Below are 18,134 nucleotides of genomic sequence, written 5' to 3'. Positions count from 1 at the left end.
AGGAGCAAGGGGGATTTCTCAGTTAAAAAACAATATTTGTGACCCAGTTGTGAAGTGAAAATCTCCACAACACACGGAGAAAAAAATTGAAAGACTTGCTCGATATCATGCGCAAAAAGACGGATTCAGACGGTCATGCTCCTGTAGAGTTTGATCGCATCCGTATTGGTCTTGCGTCACCAGAAATGATTAAGTCGTGGTCTCATGGTGAAGTTAAAAAGCCTGAAACCATTAACTACCGTACGTTCAAACCTGAACGTGATGGTTTATTCTGTGCCAAAATCTTTGGTCCAGTAAAAGATTACGAATGCTTGTGTGGTAAATACAAGCGTATGAAATACAAAGGCGTCATTTGTGAAAAATGTGGCGTTGAAGTAACAACTGCAAAAGTACGTCGTGAGCGTATGGGTCATATTGACCTTGCTTCTCCAGTTGCGCATATTTGGTTCTTAAAATCACTTCCTAGCCGTATCGGTCTGCTTTTAGACATGACTTTACGTGATATCGAACGTGTATTGTATTTCGAATCATACGTTGTAACTGACCCAGGTATGACTCCACTTGAGAAATACCAACTTCTAAACGATGAAGAATACTTCACGGCTTTAGAAGAACATGGTGATGAATTCACTGCGAAAATGGGTGCAGAAGCAGTTCAAGATTTGTTGAAAGACATCGATCTTGAAGCTGAAATTTCACGTCTTCGTGAAGAAATTCCAAATACAACTTCAGAAACGAAGCTTAAAAAAGCCTCTAAACGTCTGAAATTGATGGAAGCGTTCAAAGAGTCGAACAACAAGCCAGAATGGATGGTGATGAATGTACTTCCAGTACTTCCACCTGATCTTCGTCCGTTGGTTCCTCTAGAAGGTGGTCGTTTTGCGACTTCTGACTTGAACGATCTTTACCGTCGTGTAATCAACCGTAACAACCGTTTAAAACGTCTTCTAGACCTTGCAGCACCAGACATTATCGTACGTAACGAAAAACGTATGTTACAAGAGTCTGTAGATGCATTGCTTGATAACGGTCGTCGTGGTCGCGCAATTACCGGTTCGAACAAACGTCCTCTTAAATCTTTGGCAGACATGATCAAAGGTAAACAAGGTCGTTTCCGTCAAAACTTATTGGGTAAACGTGTCGATTACTCTGGTCGTTCGGTAATTACTGTAGGTCCGACTTTACGTCTGCACCAATGTGGTCTTCCGAAAAAAATGGCGCTTGAATTATTCAAACCATTCATTTTCGCGAAACTACAAGCGTCTGGCCAAGCGACAACCATTAAAGCTGCGAAAAAAATGGTTGAGCGTGAAACTCCAGAAGTTTGGGATGTACTTGCTCACGTAATTCGTCAACATCCAGTGATGTTGAACCGTGCGCCTACACTTCACCGTTTGGGTCTTCAAGCATTTGAACCAACCCTGATTGAAGGTAAAGCAATCCGTCTTCATCCGTTAGTTTGTGCGGCATTTAACGCCGACTTCGACGGTGACCAAATGGCGGTACACGTACCATTAACACTTGAAGCTCAGTTAGAAGCTCGTGCGTTAATGATGTCAACAAACAACATTCTTTCTCCTGCGAACGGTGAGCCAATCATCGTACCTTCTCAGGACGTTGTCTTAGGCTTGTACTACATCACTCGTGATGCGATCAATGCCAAAGGTGAAGGCATGGTGTTTGCGGATACTGACGAAGTAAACCGTGCACTTGCAACAGGTCAAGTTGATTTACACGCTCGCGTAAAAGCACGTGTACACCAAACTGTCATTGACGAAAATGGTAACCGTGAACAACAAACCATTGTTGTAGACACAACTCCAGGTCGTTGTTTACTTTGGGAAGTTGTACCTGAAGGTATGGATTTCCAACAAATCAACGTTGAGATGACTAAAAAGAACATCTCTAAATTGATCAACTCTTGCTACCGTAAATTAGGTCTAAAAGATACTGTTATCTTCGCTGACCAATTGATGTACTTGGGCTTCCGTCAAGCGACTCACTCAGGTGTGTCTGTTGGTATGGAAGACATGTTGATTCCGCCACAAAAACAAGCAATTATCGAAAAAGCTGAAGTTGAAGTTCGCGAAATTGAACAACAATTTGAACAAGGTTTCGTAACTGCCGGCGAACGTTATAACAAAGTTGTCGATATTTGGGCGCGTACAAACGACCAAGTAGCGAAAGCGATGATGGACAACTTATCTTTCACTACTGTTAAAAACAAACAGGGTGAAGACGAGAAACAAAAATCATTCAACTCGATCTATATGATGTCTGACTCAGGTGCCCGTGGTTCGGCAGCTCAGATTCGTCAGTTAGCGGGTATGCGTGGTTTGATGGCGAAACCAGATGGTTCGATCATTGAAACACCAATTAAAGCAAACTTCCGTGAAGGTTTGACTGTACTTCAGTACTTCATTTCAACACACGGTGCACGTAAAGGTTTGGCCGATACTGCATTGAAAACTGCGAACTCAGGTTACTTGACTCGTCGTTTGGTTGACGTTGCACAAGACTTGGTAATTACTGAGCCAGATTGTGGTACTTTCGACGGTCTTGTAATGACTCCGTTCATTCAAGGTGGCGATGTCATCGAGAACTTAGGTACTCGAGTATTGGGTCGCGTACTTGCTGAAGATGCGAAGAAACCAGGTTCGGATGATGTGATTCTTCCACGTAATACTTTAATCGACGAAAAACTTGCAAACTACTTAGAAGAGCAAGGTGTCGATGAAGTGAAAGTACGTTCAGTTGTAAACTGTGAATCTACTTTCGGTGTATGTGCGAAATGTTACGGTCGTGACCTTGCTCGCGGTCACTTGGTGAATCCAGGTGAATCTGTGGGTGTAATGGCTGCTCAATCAATTGGTGAGCCAGGTACACAGTTAACAATGCGTACGTTCCACGTAGGTGGTGCTGCGAGCCGAACTTCTGCTGCTAACAGCGTACAAGTTCGTAACAAAGGTACAGTACGTTTCCACAATGTGAAAACAGTACAACACGCTAAAGGTCACTTGGTATCAACTTCACGTTCAGGTGAAATCGGTATCGCAGATGACATCGGTCGTGAACGCGAACGTTACAAAATTCCATACGGTGCTTCAATCATCATTAAAGATGGCGAAGCTGTGGAAGCTGGCGGTATCGTAGCGACTTGGGATCCGCATACACATCCACTTGTTACCGAAGTTGCAGGTAAAGTGCGTTTCAGCCAAATCGCTGATGGCGTAACTGTGACATCGAAAACTGATGATGCAACAGGTATGACTACAATCGAAATCTTACCAGTGACTTCACGTCCTGCGTCAGGTAAAGATATGCGTCCAGCGGTTGTATTGGATACAACTGATGGTGGCGAACAGTTCTACTTCTTGCCACAAAATACGATTCTGACTGTTCGTGATGGCGAAACAATTGGTGTCGGTGACGTAATTGGTCGTGTACCACAAGAATCTTCACGTACTCGTGATATTACCGGTGGTCTTCCACGCGTAGCTGACTTGTTCGAAGCACGTAAACCGAAAGAACACGCGATCCTTGCTGAAATTTCAGGTATCGTAAGCTTCGGTAAAGAGACCAAAGGTAAGAACCGTCTTGTGATTACTCCGGATGATGGCTCTGAGATTTACGAAGAGCTAATTCCGAAATGGCGTACGATTAACGTGTTCGAAGGCGAGCATGTGAACCGTGGTGAAACCATTTCTGATGGTCCGCAAAACCCACACGACATCTTACGTTTGAAAGGCGAAGTTGCACTGACAAACTACATCGTGAACGAAGTTCAGGACGTATACCGTCTGCAAGGTGTAAAAATCAACGACAAGCATATTGAAGTGATCGTACGTCAAATGCTTCGTAAAGTTGAAATCACTGACGGTGGTGATACAAGCTTCATCAAAGGCGAGCAAGTGGAATACATCCGCGTTGTTCAAGAAAACCAAGCTGTGGCAGCTCAGAACAAGTTTCCAGCGAAGTTTGAACGTCAATTGATGGGTATTACCAAAGCGTCGCTTTCTACTGACTCGTTCATTTCTGCTGCATCGTTCCAGGAAACAACTCGTGTGTTAACTGAAGCTGCTGTAACAGGTAAAGAAGATGAATTACGTGGTCTGAAAGAAAACGTAGTTGTAGGTCGTCTGATCCCAGCGGGTACAGGTTTGGCTTACCACTTAGAACGTCGTCGTCAGGAGTCTGAAGCTGCAGAGCTTGAGCTTCACAATGATTTCTCTGATGTAGATCAAGCATTAAGCCAAGCATTTAGCGATGAATTTAACGGTCTTTAATTAGCCCTTAAATTATTCAAAAAAGCCACCTTTGGGTGGCTTTTTTTATGCGGATGAATTGAAAATTAAAGCTTTCCTAATGTTGATTTATTTCCTATAGTAAAAATAGAACATAACAAATCTCTTGATTTTTAAACTTAAACATAACGGGGTCTTTTGATGAAATTCGCACAGCAATTATTCGCAGTTTCTGCATTATTCAGCTCATTGACAGCGATTGCTGCACCTATGCCCAATTCGATTGTGGTAGAAGATAAAGCTGTAGTTCCAGTACTAAAAACAGAAGTGATTCGCCGTGTTGCAGGTCAAGAACCTGTACGCCAAGTAACTGCAACAGTGTTAGAAATGACCAATAAAGGTCAGGATATCGTGGCACGTGAAATTGAACTTTCAGATCACCAAAGTGATTTTTCTGAAAAGAAATTATCGATTCCAGTAGTACAACGTGGTGGTGTCATCATCCCGACTTCTAAAATTGAAACCAAGACTACGGTGAAGCAGGACGGTCAGATTATTCGTCAAAACACCAATATTGATGCAGAGGGTGTAGAGTTTAAGAAAGGGCAGGAACCGATTAAACGCACGCTAAAACTAGATCAGGCAACAGATCCAGAAAGCAAAGCCAAACTCTCTCATGCTGTGCTGACTGAAAATGGTGAAACCACAAAAGATTTGATGATTTTGGATGAAAACCCTGAGTAATTCGTAAGCGATTAGGCGTGGTTTTTACAAAATGCAGCATTTATGCTCCAAGCCGTAACAAGCTATGTTTAATTGTTTCATACAATGGTTTTAGAATCATAGGTATTGAAGAAGACAAGGAACATCACAATGAAAAAAGTAATGAGCGTATGTGCAGTCGCGATGATGTCGACCCTAATGCTTGCTGGTTGTGAAAGCATGTCGCCCAATGAACAACGTATTGGTGCTGCAGCTTTAGGTGGTGCCATAGGTGGTGGTGTGGGTAATAATGTCGGTGGTGGTGTAGGTGCAGCCGTTGGTGGTGGTGCTGGTGCAGCTGTCGGTAGTAAAACTCAAAACGGTTCAAACCGAAATGCTACATATAGTGGTGTAGGTGGTGCGATTGGTTCTGCAGTCGGCAAAAGTATCTTTGGTGGTAACACCGGTGCTGCGATTGGTGGTGCAATCGGTGGTGGTGCAGGTGCTGCAATTGAGCAAAATCGCTAATCTAATCCGATAAATTTGAATGAAAAGGCGCTTAAAGATAAGCGCCTTTTTTATTTGCGTGGACGGGGTTGTTTGCGACGAATGTATAGCGTTTTTTGAATTTCAGCGATACGTAAGCCTGCTTCATCAAAAATATTTAAGCTATAGTTCCGTAAAACAGGTGCGTGGTTATCTGCTAAGTTTTTAATATGATTGATTTCATTTGGGTCGAGCTGGATGTCAGCGTATACCGTTCCACGCCCAGGGGATAAAAATTGGATATTTGCCGCTTTGTCCCACACGATATAACGTGAGCCAAGGTGATGCATCAAAATCAACATATAAAATGGGTCAACCATTGAATATAGACTACCGCCAAAATGTACACCGACAATATTTTGATTTTTTCGAGTTAATGGCATTTTGACGCGAATGTGATAATTGGCGAGATCAATTTTATCAATCGAAATGCCAGCACCTTTATAAGGGGCATAATGATTGAGTAAGAATTTAGAGACAATAGGCATTGTCATTATTTTCTGGATTATGCTCATACTGGGTCAATTTTTTTTTATGCTGAACTTTGCATACTAAATGAGTTTCAAAACTGTGGCATTGATCACATTGCCCATGTTCACAAATAAAACGTCAATTCGATGGAATCGGTAAAAAGGACAAGAAGAATGCAACCACTAAATACGCAATGGGTGAATACCACAGATCAACAACGGCTCTATGTGAAGACATGGGGTGATGAAACCAAGCCCGCATTGGTTTTGGTTCATGGTTATCCTGATAATCAGGAAGTATGGGAACCGGTTATTGAGCATCTTGGTTCTGAATTTTATATTGTGACCTATGACGTGCGAGGTGCAGGGCAGTCATCTGTGCCCCGTAAAGTACGAGATTACCGTTTAGAACAACTTTCACTTGATTTGGATAGTGTAACGCAAGCGGTATTAGGCGAACGTAGTTTTCATTTGGCCGCGCATGATTGGGGCTCTATCCAATCTTGGGAATCGGTGACTGAGCCAAAATTTCGCTCACGTATTTTGTCTTATTCAACTATTTCTGGGCCATGTTTGGATCATGCGGCATTTTTGCTCAGAAATAGCTTTAAGCATCAGCAGAAAAAATTACTCAAATTATTAAGTAAGTCATGGTACATCGGGGTATTCCAATTACCATTTTTGGCACCGACCGCGTGGCATTTTTTGAATGCTGAACGTTGGGGAAAAATTGTGAATGATTTAGAACGTACTCAAGAATTGCCTTTGAATCATAATATTCAGCATGATGGTAAACACGGTATTGCGCTTTACCGTGCTAATTTTATTCCCCGCTTAACTCAGCCTAGACAACGTCATGCGGTCTGTCCTGTACAAGCGATTGTGTTGAAACATGATAATTTTGTCAGTCCAGATTACATTAAAGAATTAACTAATTGGGTTGAAGATTTATCGGTGGTTGAAGTCAATGCCAATCATTGGGCTGTGCTAAGCCAACCCGAAAAAATTGCAGGTTACATCGCTCAATTTGCGCAATCACAGCAGCTTTAAGTAAATCTTTCAACAGTGTCAGTTTCATCGATAGGGGGCTAAATAGCGAGCAAATTCTGATAAAATACGGTTTTTTGTCAGACTCCCTTTTTTCTTATGTTTGCTATTCTTGCCGCAATTACAGTCATGTTTGGACTGTCGCTGGCACGCGTGCCTGTTGTATTTGCACTGATCATTGGTGCAGTAACAGGTGGCTTGTTAGCTGGCCTTGGTATTCATGGCACCATCGAAGCGTTTAATAGTGGCTTAGGCAACGGTGCTCAAATCGCACTTGCTTATGGCGTGTTGGGGGCATTTGCTTTGGCACTTGCGCGTTCAGGTTTGCCAGATTTACTGGCTTATCAACTCATTACTAAACTCAAAGGTAACAGTAATGTGAAAGCCCAGAATCGCGTGAAATACGTAATTTTCGCTACTATCGCTTTAGCCGCCGTATGTTCACAAAACGTGATTCCAGTGCACATTGCGTTTATTCCAGTATTAATTCCACCATTACTCAGCGTATTTAATCATTTAAAACTTGACCGTCGTTTGATTGCTTGTGTTCTGACTTTTGGTCTTGTGGCGACTTATATGCTGGTACCTTTTGGTTTTGGTGCTATTTTCCTTAATGATATTTTAGGTCAAAACATCAATACCTTTGGTAAGCCATACGGTTTCAACATCAGCTATGATCAAATTCCAACTGCTATGGCAATTCCAGTATTTGGGATGTTTGTTGGCTTATTAATTGCTGTTTTTTATAGCTACCGTAAACCACGAGAGTATGCTGACGTTCAGGTTAAGGAATCACAGCACACCATCTCCTCTGATGTAAAAGCAGATGAAAATGGTAAACCACAAGTCGCTAAATTTACTTTGATTATGGCTGCGGTTGCAGTGGTTGCTACGCTTTCTGTTCAAGTCATATCTGAGTCGATGATTTTGGCGGGTCTCGTTGGTGTTGCGATCTTAAGCTGTGCAGGTATCTTTAAGTGGAAAGAAGCCGACGATGTCATTATCAGTGGTATGCGCATGATGGCACTTGTGGGTTTCATTATGATTTCTGCGCAAGGCTTTGCATCTGTGATTGAGGCTACGAATCAAGTACCAACACTGGTACAAGCTTCAGTTGAATGGATTGGAAACAGCCAAGGTTTAGCGGCATTTTGGATGTTATTAATTGGGTTATTAGTTACCTTAGGTATTGGTTCTTCATTCTCAACAATCCCAATTTTGGCCATTATTTATGTACCACTTTGTATTCAATTTGGTTTTAGCCCAGCGGCAACGATTGCCATTATTGGTACAGCAGCAGCTTTAGGAGATGCAGGTTCTCCGGCATCAGACTCAACTTTAGGCCCAACATCAGGCCTTAATATGGATGGTCAGCATGACCACATGAAAGACAGTGTGGTCCCGACCTTCATTCACTACAATATTCCATTAATGATCTTTGGTTGGATTGCCGCAATGGTACTCTAAAAAATTTTCAAAGATAAATAAAAAGGCGATTATATAATCGCCTTTTTTGTTATTTAATCCTGAGGATTTTGGTTGGATTAAAATAATTCATTTTATTAATTCTGATTAAAAAGGTTGGTATATTATGAATAATAAATTAATTATAACGGTGAAAATATAAAACCAAGCATTGCACTATGATTAAAATAAATATATATAATTAATAATGACTTATATAATAATGTAAAAATTTATAAAATAATAATGTTGCATAATTTTAATACTAATGTTTAATATTAATTATTCATTCTAGAAGGTTGCTTTAAAATGTTAAAACAAGCTGCTCTTATTGCATTATTGGGTATGTCTGCTTCAGCGATGGCTGGTCAATGGCAGGTTAAAGTTGGTGCTTCTGTAATTGCTCCAACTGCAGATACTGATATTGCTAATGGTGCTTTAAATGTAAAAGCAGATCATGAGTTTGCATTTACACCGTCTGTAGAATATTTCTTTAATGACAACATTTCAGCTGAATTACTATTAGCTACACCAATTAGTCATGATGTGGATGTAACAGCTGCGGGTTCAAAAGTTGCTGGTGTTAAATTGAAACATCTTCCACCAACAATTACTGCGAAATATAACTTTAAAAATTCAACTGGCTTTACACCTTACATTGGTGTGGGTGGTACAGCATTTGTTGCTTGGGATGAAGATGGTTCAGGTGTGCTAGAAGGCACAAAGGTTAAAGTGAAAGAGTCTTATGGTTTTGCAGGTCAAGTCGGTTTTAACTACCAGCCAGCTGATGCAAAAAACTGGGGCGTATTCTTTGATGCACGTTATGCTCAAATCCAGCCTGAAGTTCAAACAGTTGTCGAAACTTTTGATTTAGATATCGATCCTATGGTGTATACAATTGGTTATAGCTACAAATTCTAAGCTGTAGCTGATCTTAAAACCCTGCCTAATGGCAGGGTTTTTTATGCAGCATACTCCATTCATCAGTTGATCGAATTGAACAAATAGGCAATAGAAAATTTAGGTAGAAGTGTTAGAGTCGAGATAAATCAGCAAGTTGGATGAAGAGAAAAGACGATGAAAAAAATTATTCAGGGTATGCTGGTCTTGGGCAGTGCTTATTTTATTTCGACAAGTTATGCCGCAAGTTTTGATTGTAAAAAGGCGAAAACCATTACCGAACATGCGGTTTGTGATAACCGTAGTATTAATGATGCCGATGTCAAAATGGCAACAACCTATACGATTATTCGTCATTTGGTTCCCATGGGGACACGTGGTGCAATTCAAGATCAACAAATAAAATGGCTACAACTACGCGATCAGTGCCGTGACAATGTCAGTTGTTTAAGTGATGTATATAAAATGCGGCAGCAAAAACTGGATCTCTACATGGACCGCGTTTATAAACAAGGACCTTTTTAAACCTTAAAATTTAGTGCGACAGAATAAAAATTTTCCATTCACACTATTGAAAAATAGTGAAGTCCCTCCATTCATATAGGCAATTGATAATTTTACTCAGTATGAACGGAGAGACTGATGAGCGAACAACAATCTCAAAAACACAGCTTCCAAGCGGAAGTGGCTCAGTTACTGCATTTAGTAACACATTCTTTATATTCAAATCCTGAAATTTTCCTTCGTGAGTTGGTATCAAACGCATCTGATGCCTGCGATAAATTACGTTTTGAAGGCATTAACCATCCTGAATATTATGAAAATGATCCAGATTTACATGTGCGTATTCATTTAAATAAAGAGCAGAAGACAATTACCATTTCGGATAATGGTATTGGTATGACACAACAAGAAGCGATTGATCATTTGGGTACGATTGCTAAGTCTGGCACTAAAGATTTTATGTCGAAGCTTACGGGTGATCAAAAGTCAGATGCACAATTGATTGGTCAATTTGGTGTGGGCTTCTATTCAGGTTTTATTGTTGCTGAAAAAATTACAGTGGAATCACGTCGTGCTGGGGTAAATGCCGCTGAAGGGGTACGTTGGGTTAGTAATGGTACAGGTGAGTTTGATGTAGAGCCAATTGATAAGGCTTCACGTGGAACCGACATCATTTTGCATTTACGCGAGGATGCTTTAGATTATTTAGATCGTTACAAAGTTAAGCAGATTATTAATAAATACTCTGATCATATTAGTTTACCAATTGAGATGCAGAAAGAAGTTTGGCAACAAGAGGAAGCTGCCGAAGGCGAAGAAGCAAAACCTGGTCAATATGTACTGACGGATGAATGGGAAGCGATTAACTCAGCAAGTGCATTATGGACGCGTAATAAAAATGAGATCAGTGAAGAACAATATACTGAGTTTTATAAAAACCTGAGCCATGATTTTGAAGCCCCGCTTGCGTGGACACACAACCGTGTAGAGGGAAGTACGGAATATACACAGTTACTTTATATTCCATCTCGCGCACCAAGCAATATTTTCACACGTGAAGCTAAAGCAGGAATTAAGCTGTATGTGAAACGTGTATTTATCATGGATGATGCGGATAATTTGATTCCAAATTATTTACGTTTTGTTCAAGGTGTGGTGGATAGCGCAGACTTGCCGCTGAATGTGAGCCGTGAATTATTGCAAGAAAGCCGCGACGTGAAAACGATTCGCGAAGGTAACGCCCGTCGTATTTTGACCGTACTTGATGCTTTGGCAAAATCGGAAGATGCTGCAGATCAAGAAAAATTTAAAACCTTCTATGCAGAATTTGGTTCAGTCTTGAAAGAAGGACTGGGCGAAGATATGGCAAACCGAGAGCGTATTTTAAAATTATTACGTTTTGCTACTGCCAGCAACGATGAAGTCGTGACGTCATTGGCGGACTATAAAGCCAATATGAAAGAAGGCCAAAAAGCCATTTATTATGTTACGGCTGATAGTTTGAATGCAGCGAAAAACTCTCCGCAACTTGAATTGTTCAAGAAAAAAGGCATCGATGTGTTGCTCATGACTGAACGTGTAGATGAGTGGGCGATGGAATTTGTATTTGAATTTGATGGCACACCATTGCAAAACGTCGCTAAAGGTGCGGTTGATTTAGGTGACTTGCAAGATGCTGAAGAGAAAAAAGCACTTGAAGCCGCAGCGGAACAATTTAAACCGGTGGTTGAAAAATTGTCAGCATCGCTCAAAGATAAAACTTCAGAGGTTCGCGTAACCACACGCTTAGTTGATTCTCCTGCATGTTTGGTGGTGGCTGAAGGTGAGTTATCACCTCAGTTGGTTCGCATGCTAAAACAAGCAGGACAAGCGGTTCCAGAGTCAAAACCAGTCTTGGAAATCAATCCATCCCATCCTTTGGTGCAAAAATTAGAAAGCTCGGCGCAGTTTGATGATTTGGCGAATGTTATTTTTGATCAGGCGTTGATTGCTGAAGGTGGTTTACCCGAAGATCCAGCCCAATATATCAAACGGATTAACAGCTTATTGCTGAAGTAACCGTGATATGAAATGAACCTCCTTCGGGAGGTTTTTTTATTTGGTTTTTCGATAGAGGGCATAAATAAAAACGTCCATGTTTTAATCTTTAAAATAAATTAAAAATAAATAATTAATCTATAATAGCGATCATTGAATATTGGGAATTGTAAGATGAAAATTTTAGTGATCGCTGTAATGGGTTCGCTGCTCTCTATGGGCCTCATGCAATCTGCTCAGGCAGATAGCGCTACGCAAAAAATGGTGCGTAATGACCGAGTGCAGGTTTCAAAGCAGATCGCACAATACGATATCAACCCTTTTGTCGATAGCCGCCGTGTGATACGAAATGATCGTGCTCAGTACAGCTTTCCTAAAGTGAAAAAAGTCGCTGAAAAGCAGTCGCGTATTGCACGTAATGATCGTGTGAGTGTGATTAAGAAAAACTGAACCTGAGTTATTTAAAAAAGCCCATCCTGTTGAGATGGGCTTTTTTATATGCTGTGTTTAAAGATGTTTTAAAACAGGGCTTCAAGACGCACTAAAGCGCCCAAAAAGTGGCTTTTATCATCACGATGGTTATTGTGGTAATTGAGATCGCCTTGGATATAAAACCATTCGCGCAGGAAGGGTTGGCGCCATGACACAGATGGCCCCCAACTGTTTAAACGCAGTTGATCGTTATTGTAAAAACCACCTGTATATAGGCCATAGCTGAAGCGGTTGCCTTTAAAAAATTGGTGTTGGCGAAAACTGAAGTTATCCCATTTCAAATCATCATCCTGCGTATCGGCATAGGTCAGGTTGAATTGGTTCGAGATAAAGGATTGGCCTGGGCGGGCATGGGTTAATTCTAAATTGGTTCTTAGATAATTTTCACTGTCGATGCCATAGCGATAAATCTGTTCTGCTAAAAAACGAAAGTCATTGTCGAGTTGCCATTTTTTAGCTGCTTTTAAGCGGACATATAGGTCATCACCAGAACGTAAACCGAGATCAACGTCAGTTTCGAAGGGCAGTCGATCTGAAATTTCTGACCAACGTAAAGCCAGTGAACTGTTATCTTCACGGGTTTGCTTATTGTCATAATTTTTATCACTATGCCCCGCAGGGTTTTCATTGGTAATTGCAGCATTATTTTCTAATTCATTATCAAGTGAGTCATCACCAAAGACCACACTCAATTTTTTTTCTAAAGTGGGAAGCTTAATTTTACCGCGAATACGTGGCTTAATTTCGTATTCATCGTGCTTATTCCAACTGTTGTCTAAAATCACCCTAAGGGTAGCATTGGCTGGTTTATCAGGCTCACTTTGCCCAAACCAATTATCCATGCGAACGGCCGTTCGATCTGCCCAATTTCGGACTTTCTTCTGTTGTCGATCGGTCCAGCTATTATTTTCCGTTTGTTCTGTTGTCGGAACAATGGGGTGATCTGATTGTTCAGGTAAGAAGGTCGGTGTTGCATCAATCCAACGTGGAATTTGATCTAAAAAATCATAGGTCTTTGGCGTGATATACGATGAATTTTGGTCAGTTTCAGGCACATCCTGCGAATGTTCACCCTCAGTTTCATTGACGACAGCATCAGTTTCATTGGCCCAAGCAACTTGATACATCAAGCTCATTGATGCGGAAAAAAGCAAAGTCCGAATAAAGTACTGTTGTTTTTTATGCATATGTTTTGGCTCTATTTAATTATCATCTGAGTATCCTGCATCTGTAGTTTTGTTATTTTTGTCGGATAAATGCAAGCCAAACTACAAAATAAATGCAATTAATCTTCGGTCATTTGCTTAAGTGCTTGATAAAGCGAAATCACATCAATGGGTTGAGCCAATTGTTGGATCACATTTTGGATGCTTTGCCAATTTAAACCTTGCTGTCGATGGAGGATCAAATAGGGAAGGGCTTGTTCAGTACGCAAGAGTGCCATGCGTTTTTGACCGTGGATTAAACGTATTTTTTGACGTTCTTGTAATAATAACAGCGGGGTATGTAGCGTCGGTTCAGGTTCATCAAAATGAATGAATTTTTGCGTATGAACTAACTGTACCGGGATAAATGGATAATAGTCGTTTTGCGACCAAATCATTTCAGCATGCTGAGACTGTTGATAGAGCTGATCAGGTGCAGCACAGAGTTGCTCTAGACTGTCCCATGATATGACTTTAATCGCGGCAAGTTCATGTTGATGTTGTTGGCAAAACAGCTGAGAGAGTCGAATGGCTTCCATCTGCGTTTGCGCACCAAACAACAAGAGATATTTGATGAAGCGACCTTCGGTATTGATTTGCTCTGCTAAATACAGTGGCTGGTTTTTCCAATCTGTACCATCTGTTGTATGTAATAGAACATCAAGTTGCGTTGTGAGTTCAGGCTGATCTATAAACTGCAATTCATACAAGGCCAATTGCGCATCGATGTTTTGCAGCGTTTGAACGCGAGCGGTATATTGAGCGATTTGAACCTGTTCAGGAAATTCAACGCCTGCCATTGTCGAGTTGAGATGTTCCTCCGATGGCGCATGTGTTGGCTGCTCAATTAGAACAAGAGGAACGGTATCAGGTGCAGAAAGCTCCGGTTTATTTGTATTTGAGTTATCAAGCAACGTATCCGCTTTATTGATTTGCTTATCGCAATGATCTAGATCAACAGATCCGTCTTTATTTATCGCTTCAATTGGCAGTAGGTCGTCCACACTTGCTGCAACACAGCTTGGCGCTGAGATGATTTCATCCTTTAGGCGTAAGGCATGTAGACGTAGATCGGTATCACTGATTAAACATTTATATAGCTGTTGTTGTTCAATTAACCAATCATAGCATTCGCTAAAATTGCCCCATTCACTGAGTAAAGCCGTGCGCTGTTTGGCTGGAATCATCCACACTTGCCAACCTAATTCATGGTCATGCAGCAAGGCCCAACCCATCTCTGGATATTGATATAAAGCATTTTCAAGTGCAGCATCATGGTTAAAATAGCCACGAAATAACCATGAATATGGCGTTTGTTTGGAAAATTCAGTTGCAGCCATTTGTGGCTTAGTTAATGCGCGATAACTTAATATTTGCTTTTGAAAAATTGGTTCATCGCATAAGGCAAAAATTTCATGAATCCGACGTTTAGAAAGCGCCGTTTCATAAAAACTTAAAGCACGATGTTCAAGTTGATGGGTCAGTACATGGATTTCTTTTATTAATTGTACTTTCTCTTGTAAATTCATTTGTCCGCTTCCTAAAGGACTTTTTGTGCTTTTTCTAAATATTTAGCCAATACAATATTGGTTGCAAGTTCTACTAATTTATATTCAGCCGAATTCGGGTTTCGATATGTATTGGCCAATTCAATCAGGCGTTCAATATCGATGACCTGCGGTGAAATTTTTCCTTGTATCAGTGCCTGAAGTTCTTGCATAGGACAATGTAAATTTAAAAATAAAGAAGTCGATTAGTTCATTTGATTATAGAGATTTCATTAAAAAAAACATGGAAATAAATGTCAGCTTCTACAAATTAAGTGTTGAATATGACAATTAATGCGCATTTTGTTTAAAAATAATACCAAATCATCAGCTTAAAGATACGCTTTGCAAATTTTATCGCGGCATAGTTGGATCAATTTTTTTGAAGTCATCATCAGCGATTGAGCGCTTTTAGATGTTCATTTTTAATGTTAAGTAAAGAATAAAGCCCAAAGTAAAGGCACATAAAATAAAAAACCGATGGTGGGAGCCATCGGTTTTTTTATGGAAAAATCAGCTAAAAATTAAGCTTTTTTTTCTGTGTTTGTGATAACTTCAGTTGTATCAGCAGCTGGAGCTTGGCTCTCTGCATTGGCAGTTTCAGCAGTTACAGCTTTTTTTACTGGAAAATCAGGTACGTAAACGATTTGTGCAGAAACAGTTGCAGAAAGCGCCATCACAGCAACAGCCATAGCATATTTGATTGCGTTCATGTGTATTCCTATCAATCATTAGTAACTCAAAAATTGAGTCAGGGAGAAAATTAATCACTTGAATTTATGTGAAAATAATATCAAAAAATAATCAATTAAAAATGATCGATTCGGCAACACAAGATAAATGGTAGGATTTAATATTCATATAAAACAGTCTATTAGAGTTATTGCTCTAGAGTTTTTAGTGGCTGAGTGACAGCGGCGTATCACTCAGATATAGATGAAAAATCTATGAATGTTTGGCACATTTCTTTTCATAGACTTTGCCTGCGATACCACCAATAATGGCACCACTAATCGTACCAAAAACAGGTAATATACTGCCTGCAACAGCTCCGATCGCAGCACCTTTGACGGTCGGAGAAAAACGTGAGAGAAAGCTATTCTTCCCTGTTTGGGACTCGTTGGTGGTTGTTTGAGGGGTTGTATTGGTAGATAGTTCGGTTTCAGCAGAAGTTGCTTGAGGTTCAATAGTCATGACATTACTCCCGAGCATGATCGTTTGAAGAATGAAGCTTTTAGCCTAATCGGTAGTGGCCTTGGCTTAAACAGAAAGCATGTAATAAATGATGGTCAGTTTGTAATCCCTCGAAGTGGAATTCACTCCTGTGTAAGACATGTAATATTTTGCTGTTTTGATGTTTAAAAAATAACCAAAATAAGTGACTTAATCATATGATGAAGATTCAAAATCATAACAATGAGGATAAATACAATGTCTGTTGCTAAAGTCGTTGAAGTAAATGCAAGTAGCACAAAAAGTTTTGAAGATGCCATCCAAACGGGAATTAATAAAGTCACTGAAACCGTAAAGAACGTTCAGGGTGCATGGATTAATGAACAAAAAGTTGTGGTGAAAGACAATAAAATTGCGGAATATCGAGTGAACTTAAAAATCAGCTTCTTGGTGGAATAAGTTTCATTTTATTGATGTTAAAAACTGATCATAAAAAATCCCCGAAGTTCGGGGATTTTTGATTGAACGCGCTGAATTATTTTTCAGGTGTTTCACAGCTTTCATCATTACAGACAGGTGTAGGAGCAAGCTCAGGGAGTTCCGCAGCTTTGTCCATCACTTTTTTAAATACATCTTTCGGTTGAGCGCCTGCTAAAGCAATGCGTTGCTCAAATACAAAGAACGGTACACCCGTAACTTTAAGTTGATCGCGTGCTACTTCTTCGTCGTATTTGACGAAATCAGCAAATTCATCTGAGTCTAATAAGTCATCGACTTCAACAGGGTTTAGACCAATACGAGATGCAACATCTTCTAAGGTTTCACGTTCACCAATGGCCAAGCCTTGCGTCATATAGCTATAGAAGAAAGCTTCTTTGGCTTCACTGCCGAGACCTTTGCTTTGTGCAAGATGAATCAAGCGGTGCGCGTTGAAAGTATTGCCTGAATTGGCTTTTTGCCAGTTAAATTCAATACCTTCAGCTTTTGCCATTTCGGCAATATTGCGCTGCATTTCCTCTACTTCTTCAATACTGCGGCCATATTTTTGAGCTAGACGTTCAGTATTAGAAATTTCTAGGCGAGCGGGCGCATCTGCATCAAGTTGATAGCTATGCCAAAACACTTCAAGTTCTACACCCGATTCTTCGGCAGCAGCTTCAAGGCGTTTTTTCGCAATATAACAAAATGGGCAAACCACGTCTGACCAGATATCTACACGCATGGGAAATCTCTTTTCTATGTTCTGGGAAAATGATGGGGGCAAATCCTAAAATTTAAAGCCAAGCAATGCAATCCATTTTTGTTTCGATGGTGCAATGTCGAATTTTTTTTATGTTGCTTCAAGGATTGACCGAAGATTTGTCGGACTATTAATCCGTGATTAAACGTTTACCCAAACAAATCACTTCAACCTCTTCATAGCCCAATTGTTCATAAAAATTTTGTACGTCAATGTTGTCTTGGCGAATCAGTAATTGAAGTTTTGGGCAACCTAAAGCAATTAAGCGTTTTTCTAATTGTTGAATGAGGGCAGTGGCAACGCCATTACGCTGAAAATGTGGATGTACAGCAAGATAATTGACCCAGCCTCGATGTCCATCATAGCCCCCCATCACAGTTGCGATCAATTGATCATCTTTGATAGCCAATAAAAATAATTGATCACGTTGCGCTAGTTTTCGAAAAATATCAATTTCAGGGTTATTCCATGGACGGGTCAGATCACACAGTTCCCAAAGTGCAATTACATCATCTAAATCAGATTCGAGATAGGGGCGGATAATAAACATAATTTTTGTTTTA

The 18,134-nt window shown here is 40.3% G+C and carries 18 protein-coding genes; 10 read left to right on the top strand and 8 right to left on the bottom strand.

The window, feature by feature from the left end:
• The first annotated feature begins 86 nt into the window (after positions 1-86).
• From rpoC to FTT76_RS04385, 3 genes are all read left to right on the top strand, one after another.
• The gene (gene rpoC / locus FTT76_RS04395) at positions 87-4,286 is read left to right on the top strand and encodes a DNA-directed RNA polymerase subunit beta' (protein WP_180007037.1); all 4,200 of its coding nucleotides are present in this window, start codon (positions 87-89) and stop codon (positions 4,284-4,286) included.
• Positions 4,287-4,445: 159 nt separating this feature from the next.
• Positions 4,446-4,988, top strand: coding sequence for a hypothetical protein (locus tag FTT76_RS04390; protein ID WP_180048778.1), 543 nt, complete (start codon positions 4,446-4,448; stop codon positions 4,986-4,988).
• A gap of 129 nt (positions 4,989-5,117) precedes the next feature.
• Positions 5,118-5,474, top strand: a complete 357-nt coding sequence (locus FTT76_RS04385) for a DNA transfer protein p32 (protein WP_078192840.1) — start codon at positions 5,118-5,120, stop codon at positions 5,472-5,474.
• Between the two features lie 50 nt (positions 5,475-5,524).
• Here FTT76_RS04385 and FTT76_RS04380 read toward each other — a convergent pair whose 3' ends face one another.
• Positions 5,525-6,007 carry a DUF4442 domain-containing protein gene (locus tag FTT76_RS04380; protein ID WP_180054258.1) on the bottom strand — a complete coding sequence of 161 codons (483 nt, stop codon included), beginning with the start codon at positions 6,005-6,007 and terminating at the stop codon, positions 5,525-5,527.
• A 129-nt stretch (positions 6,008-6,136) separates the two neighbouring features.
• Here FTT76_RS04380 and FTT76_RS04375 point away from each other — a divergent pair, with 129 nt between their 5' ends.
• From FTT76_RS04375 to FTT76_RS04350, 6 genes are all read left to right on the top strand, one after another.
• On the top strand, positions 6,137-7,012 hold the full coding sequence (locus FTT76_RS04375; RefSeq protein WP_180190089.1) for an alpha/beta fold hydrolase: 876 nt from the start codon (positions 6,137-6,139) through the stop codon (positions 7,010-7,012).
• A 96-nt stretch (positions 7,013-7,108) separates the two neighbouring features.
• The gene (locus FTT76_RS04370; protein ID WP_111885839.1) at positions 7,109-8,476 is read left to right on the top strand and encodes a Na+/H+ antiporter family protein; all 1,368 of its coding nucleotides are present in this window, start codon (positions 7,109-7,111) and stop codon (positions 8,474-8,476) included.
• Positions 8,477-8,782: 306 nt separating this feature from the next.
• The gene (locus FTT76_RS04365; protein WP_111885838.1) at positions 8,783-9,394 is read left to right on the top strand and encodes an OmpW family protein; all 612 of its coding nucleotides are present in this window, start codon (positions 8,783-8,785) and stop codon (positions 9,392-9,394) included.
• 156 nt (positions 9,395-9,550) lie between these two features.
• A complete protein-coding gene (locus FTT76_RS04360; protein WP_078189819.1) occupies positions 9,551-9,898 on the top strand; it encodes a lysozyme inhibitor LprI family protein in 348 nt (115 codons plus the stop codon).
• A gap of 117 nt (positions 9,899-10,015) precedes the next feature.
• A complete protein-coding gene (gene htpG / locus FTT76_RS04355; RefSeq protein WP_180190088.1) occupies positions 10,016-11,935 on the top strand; it encodes a molecular chaperone HtpG in 1,920 nt (639 codons plus the stop codon).
• Positions 11,936-12,088: 153 nt separating this feature from the next.
• Entirely contained in the window at positions 12,089-12,364 is a 276-nt protein-coding gene (locus tag FTT76_RS04350; RefSeq protein ID WP_180160424.1) for a hypothetical protein, read from the top strand.
• A gap of 68 nt (positions 12,365-12,432) precedes the next feature.
• On the opposite strand, the gene FTT76_RS04345 is transcribed toward FTT76_RS04350, so the two are convergent.
• The 5 genes from FTT76_RS04345 to FTT76_RS04325 all read right to left on the bottom strand — a co-directional run bounded on the left by FTT76_RS04345 (position 12,433) and on the right by FTT76_RS04325 (position 16,352).
• Positions 12,433-13,542, bottom strand: coding sequence for a hypothetical protein (locus FTT76_RS04345; RefSeq protein ID WP_373685433.1), 1,110 nt, complete (start codon positions 13,540-13,542; stop codon positions 12,433-12,435).
• A gap of 149 nt (positions 13,543-13,691) precedes the next feature.
• Positions 13,692-15,140 (bottom strand): hypothetical protein, encoded by a 1,449-nt coding sequence (locus FTT76_RS04340; protein ID WP_180026786.1) that lies wholly within the window; start codon positions 15,138-15,140, stop codon positions 13,692-13,694.
• An 11-nt stretch (positions 15,141-15,151) separates the two neighbouring features.
• A complete protein-coding gene (locus FTT76_RS04335) occupies positions 15,152-15,331 on the bottom strand; it encodes a hypothetical protein (protein WP_078189814.1) in 180 nt (59 codons plus the stop codon).
• Positions 15,332-15,682: 351 nt separating this feature from the next.
• Positions 15,683-15,871 (bottom strand): hypothetical protein, encoded by a 189-nt coding sequence (locus FTT76_RS04330; RefSeq protein ID WP_111885834.1) that lies wholly within the window; start codon positions 15,869-15,871, stop codon positions 15,683-15,685.
• Between the two features lie 232 nt (positions 15,872-16,103).
• Positions 16,104-16,352: a glycine zipper domain-containing protein gene (locus FTT76_RS04325; RefSeq protein WP_218946142.1), complete on the bottom strand. Its 249-nt coding sequence runs from the start codon at positions 16,350-16,352 to the stop codon at positions 16,104-16,106.
• Between the two features lie 237 nt (positions 16,353-16,589).
• Between FTT76_RS04325 and FTT76_RS04320 the strand changes: the two genes are divergently transcribed.
• The gene (locus tag FTT76_RS04320) at positions 16,590-16,790 is read left to right on the top strand and encodes a dodecin family protein (RefSeq protein ID WP_067761311.1); all 201 of its coding nucleotides are present in this window, start codon (positions 16,590-16,592) and stop codon (positions 16,788-16,790) included.
• 76 nt (positions 16,791-16,866) lie between these two features.
• Here FTT76_RS04320 and FTT76_RS04315 read toward each other — a convergent pair whose 3' ends face one another.
• Together FTT76_RS04315 and FTT76_RS04310 are read right to left on the bottom strand one after the other, a co-directional pair.
• The gene (locus FTT76_RS04315; RefSeq protein WP_111885832.1) at positions 16,867-17,553 is read right to left on the bottom strand and encodes a DsbA family protein; all 687 of its coding nucleotides are present in this window, start codon (positions 17,551-17,553) and stop codon (positions 16,867-16,869) included.
• 148 nt (positions 17,554-17,701) lie between these two features.
• Positions 17,702-18,121, bottom strand: coding sequence for a GNAT family acetyltransferase (locus FTT76_RS04310; RefSeq protein WP_180007058.1), 420 nt, complete (start codon positions 18,119-18,121; stop codon positions 17,702-17,704).
• Positions 18,122-18,134: the final 13 nt, after the last annotated feature.

The organism is Acinetobacter sp. YH01009 (assembly GCF_013420765.1).
In the GTDB taxonomy this organism is placed as follows: domain Bacteria; phylum Pseudomonadota; class Gammaproteobacteria; order Pseudomonadales; family Moraxellaceae; genus Acinetobacter; species Acinetobacter amyesii.
This window is presented reverse-complemented; position numbering and strand designations above follow the sequence as displayed.

Excerpts from the sequence above, each read along its gene's own strand:
- FTT76_RS04350 (WP_180160424.1), top strand. The coding sequence starts at position 12,089 with ATGAAAATTTTAGTGATCGCTGTAATGGGTTCGCTGCTCTCTATGGGC.
- FTT76_RS04310 (WP_180007058.1), bottom strand. The coding sequence starts at position 18,121 with ATGTTTATTATCCGCCCCTATCTCGAATCTGATTTAGATGATGTAATT.
- FTT76_RS04345 (WP_373685433.1), bottom strand. The coding sequence starts at position 13,542 with ATGAGCTTGATGTATCAAGTTGCTTGGGCCAATGAAACTGATGCTGTC.
- FTT76_RS04390 (WP_180048778.1), top strand. The coding sequence starts at position 4,446 with ATGAAATTCGCACAGCAATTATTCGCAGTTTCTGCATTATTCAGCTCA.
- FTT76_RS04385 (WP_078192840.1), top strand. The coding sequence starts at position 5,118 with ATGAAAAAAGTAATGAGCGTATGTGCAGTCGCGATGATGTCGACCCTA.
- FTT76_RS04360 (WP_078189819.1), top strand. The coding sequence starts at position 9,551 with ATGAAAAAAATTATTCAGGGTATGCTGGTCTTGGGCAGTGCTTATTTT.
- FTT76_RS04320 (WP_067761311.1), top strand. The coding sequence starts at position 16,590 with ATGTCTGTTGCTAAAGTCGTTGAAGTAAATGCAAGTAGCACAAAAAGT.
- FTT76_RS04335 (WP_078189814.1), bottom strand. The coding sequence starts at position 15,331 with ATGCAAGAACTTCAGGCACTGATACAAGGAAAAATTTCACCGCAGGTC.
- FTT76_RS04370 (WP_111885839.1), top strand. The coding sequence starts at position 7,109 with ATGTTTGCTATTCTTGCCGCAATTACAGTCATGTTTGGACTGTCGCTG.
- FTT76_RS04315 (WP_111885832.1), bottom strand. The coding sequence starts at position 17,553 with ATGCGTGTAGATATCTGGTCAGACGTGGTTTGCCCATTTTGTTATATT.
- FTT76_RS04380 (WP_180054258.1), bottom strand. The coding sequence starts at position 6,007 with ATGAGCATAATCCAGAAAATAATGACAATGCCTATTGTCTCTAAATTC.
- FTT76_RS04325 (WP_218946142.1), bottom strand. The coding sequence starts at position 16,352 with ATGACTATTGAACCTCAAGCAACTTCTGCTGAAACCGAACTATCTACC.
- htpG (WP_180190088.1), top strand. The coding sequence starts at position 10,016 with ATGAGCGAACAACAATCTCAAAAACACAGCTTCCAAGCGGAAGTGGCT.
- FTT76_RS04375 (WP_180190089.1), top strand. The coding sequence starts at position 6,137 with ATGCAACCACTAAATACGCAATGGGTGAATACCACAGATCAACAACGG.
- FTT76_RS04340 (WP_180026786.1), bottom strand. The coding sequence starts at position 15,140 with ATGAATTTACAAGAGAAAGTACAATTAATAAAAGAAATCCATGTACTG.
- FTT76_RS04330 (WP_111885834.1), bottom strand. The coding sequence starts at position 15,871 with ATGAACGCAATCAAATATGCTATGGCTGTTGCTGTGATGGCGCTTTCT.
- FTT76_RS04365 (WP_111885838.1), top strand. The coding sequence starts at position 8,783 with ATGTTAAAACAAGCTGCTCTTATTGCATTATTGGGTATGTCTGCTTCA.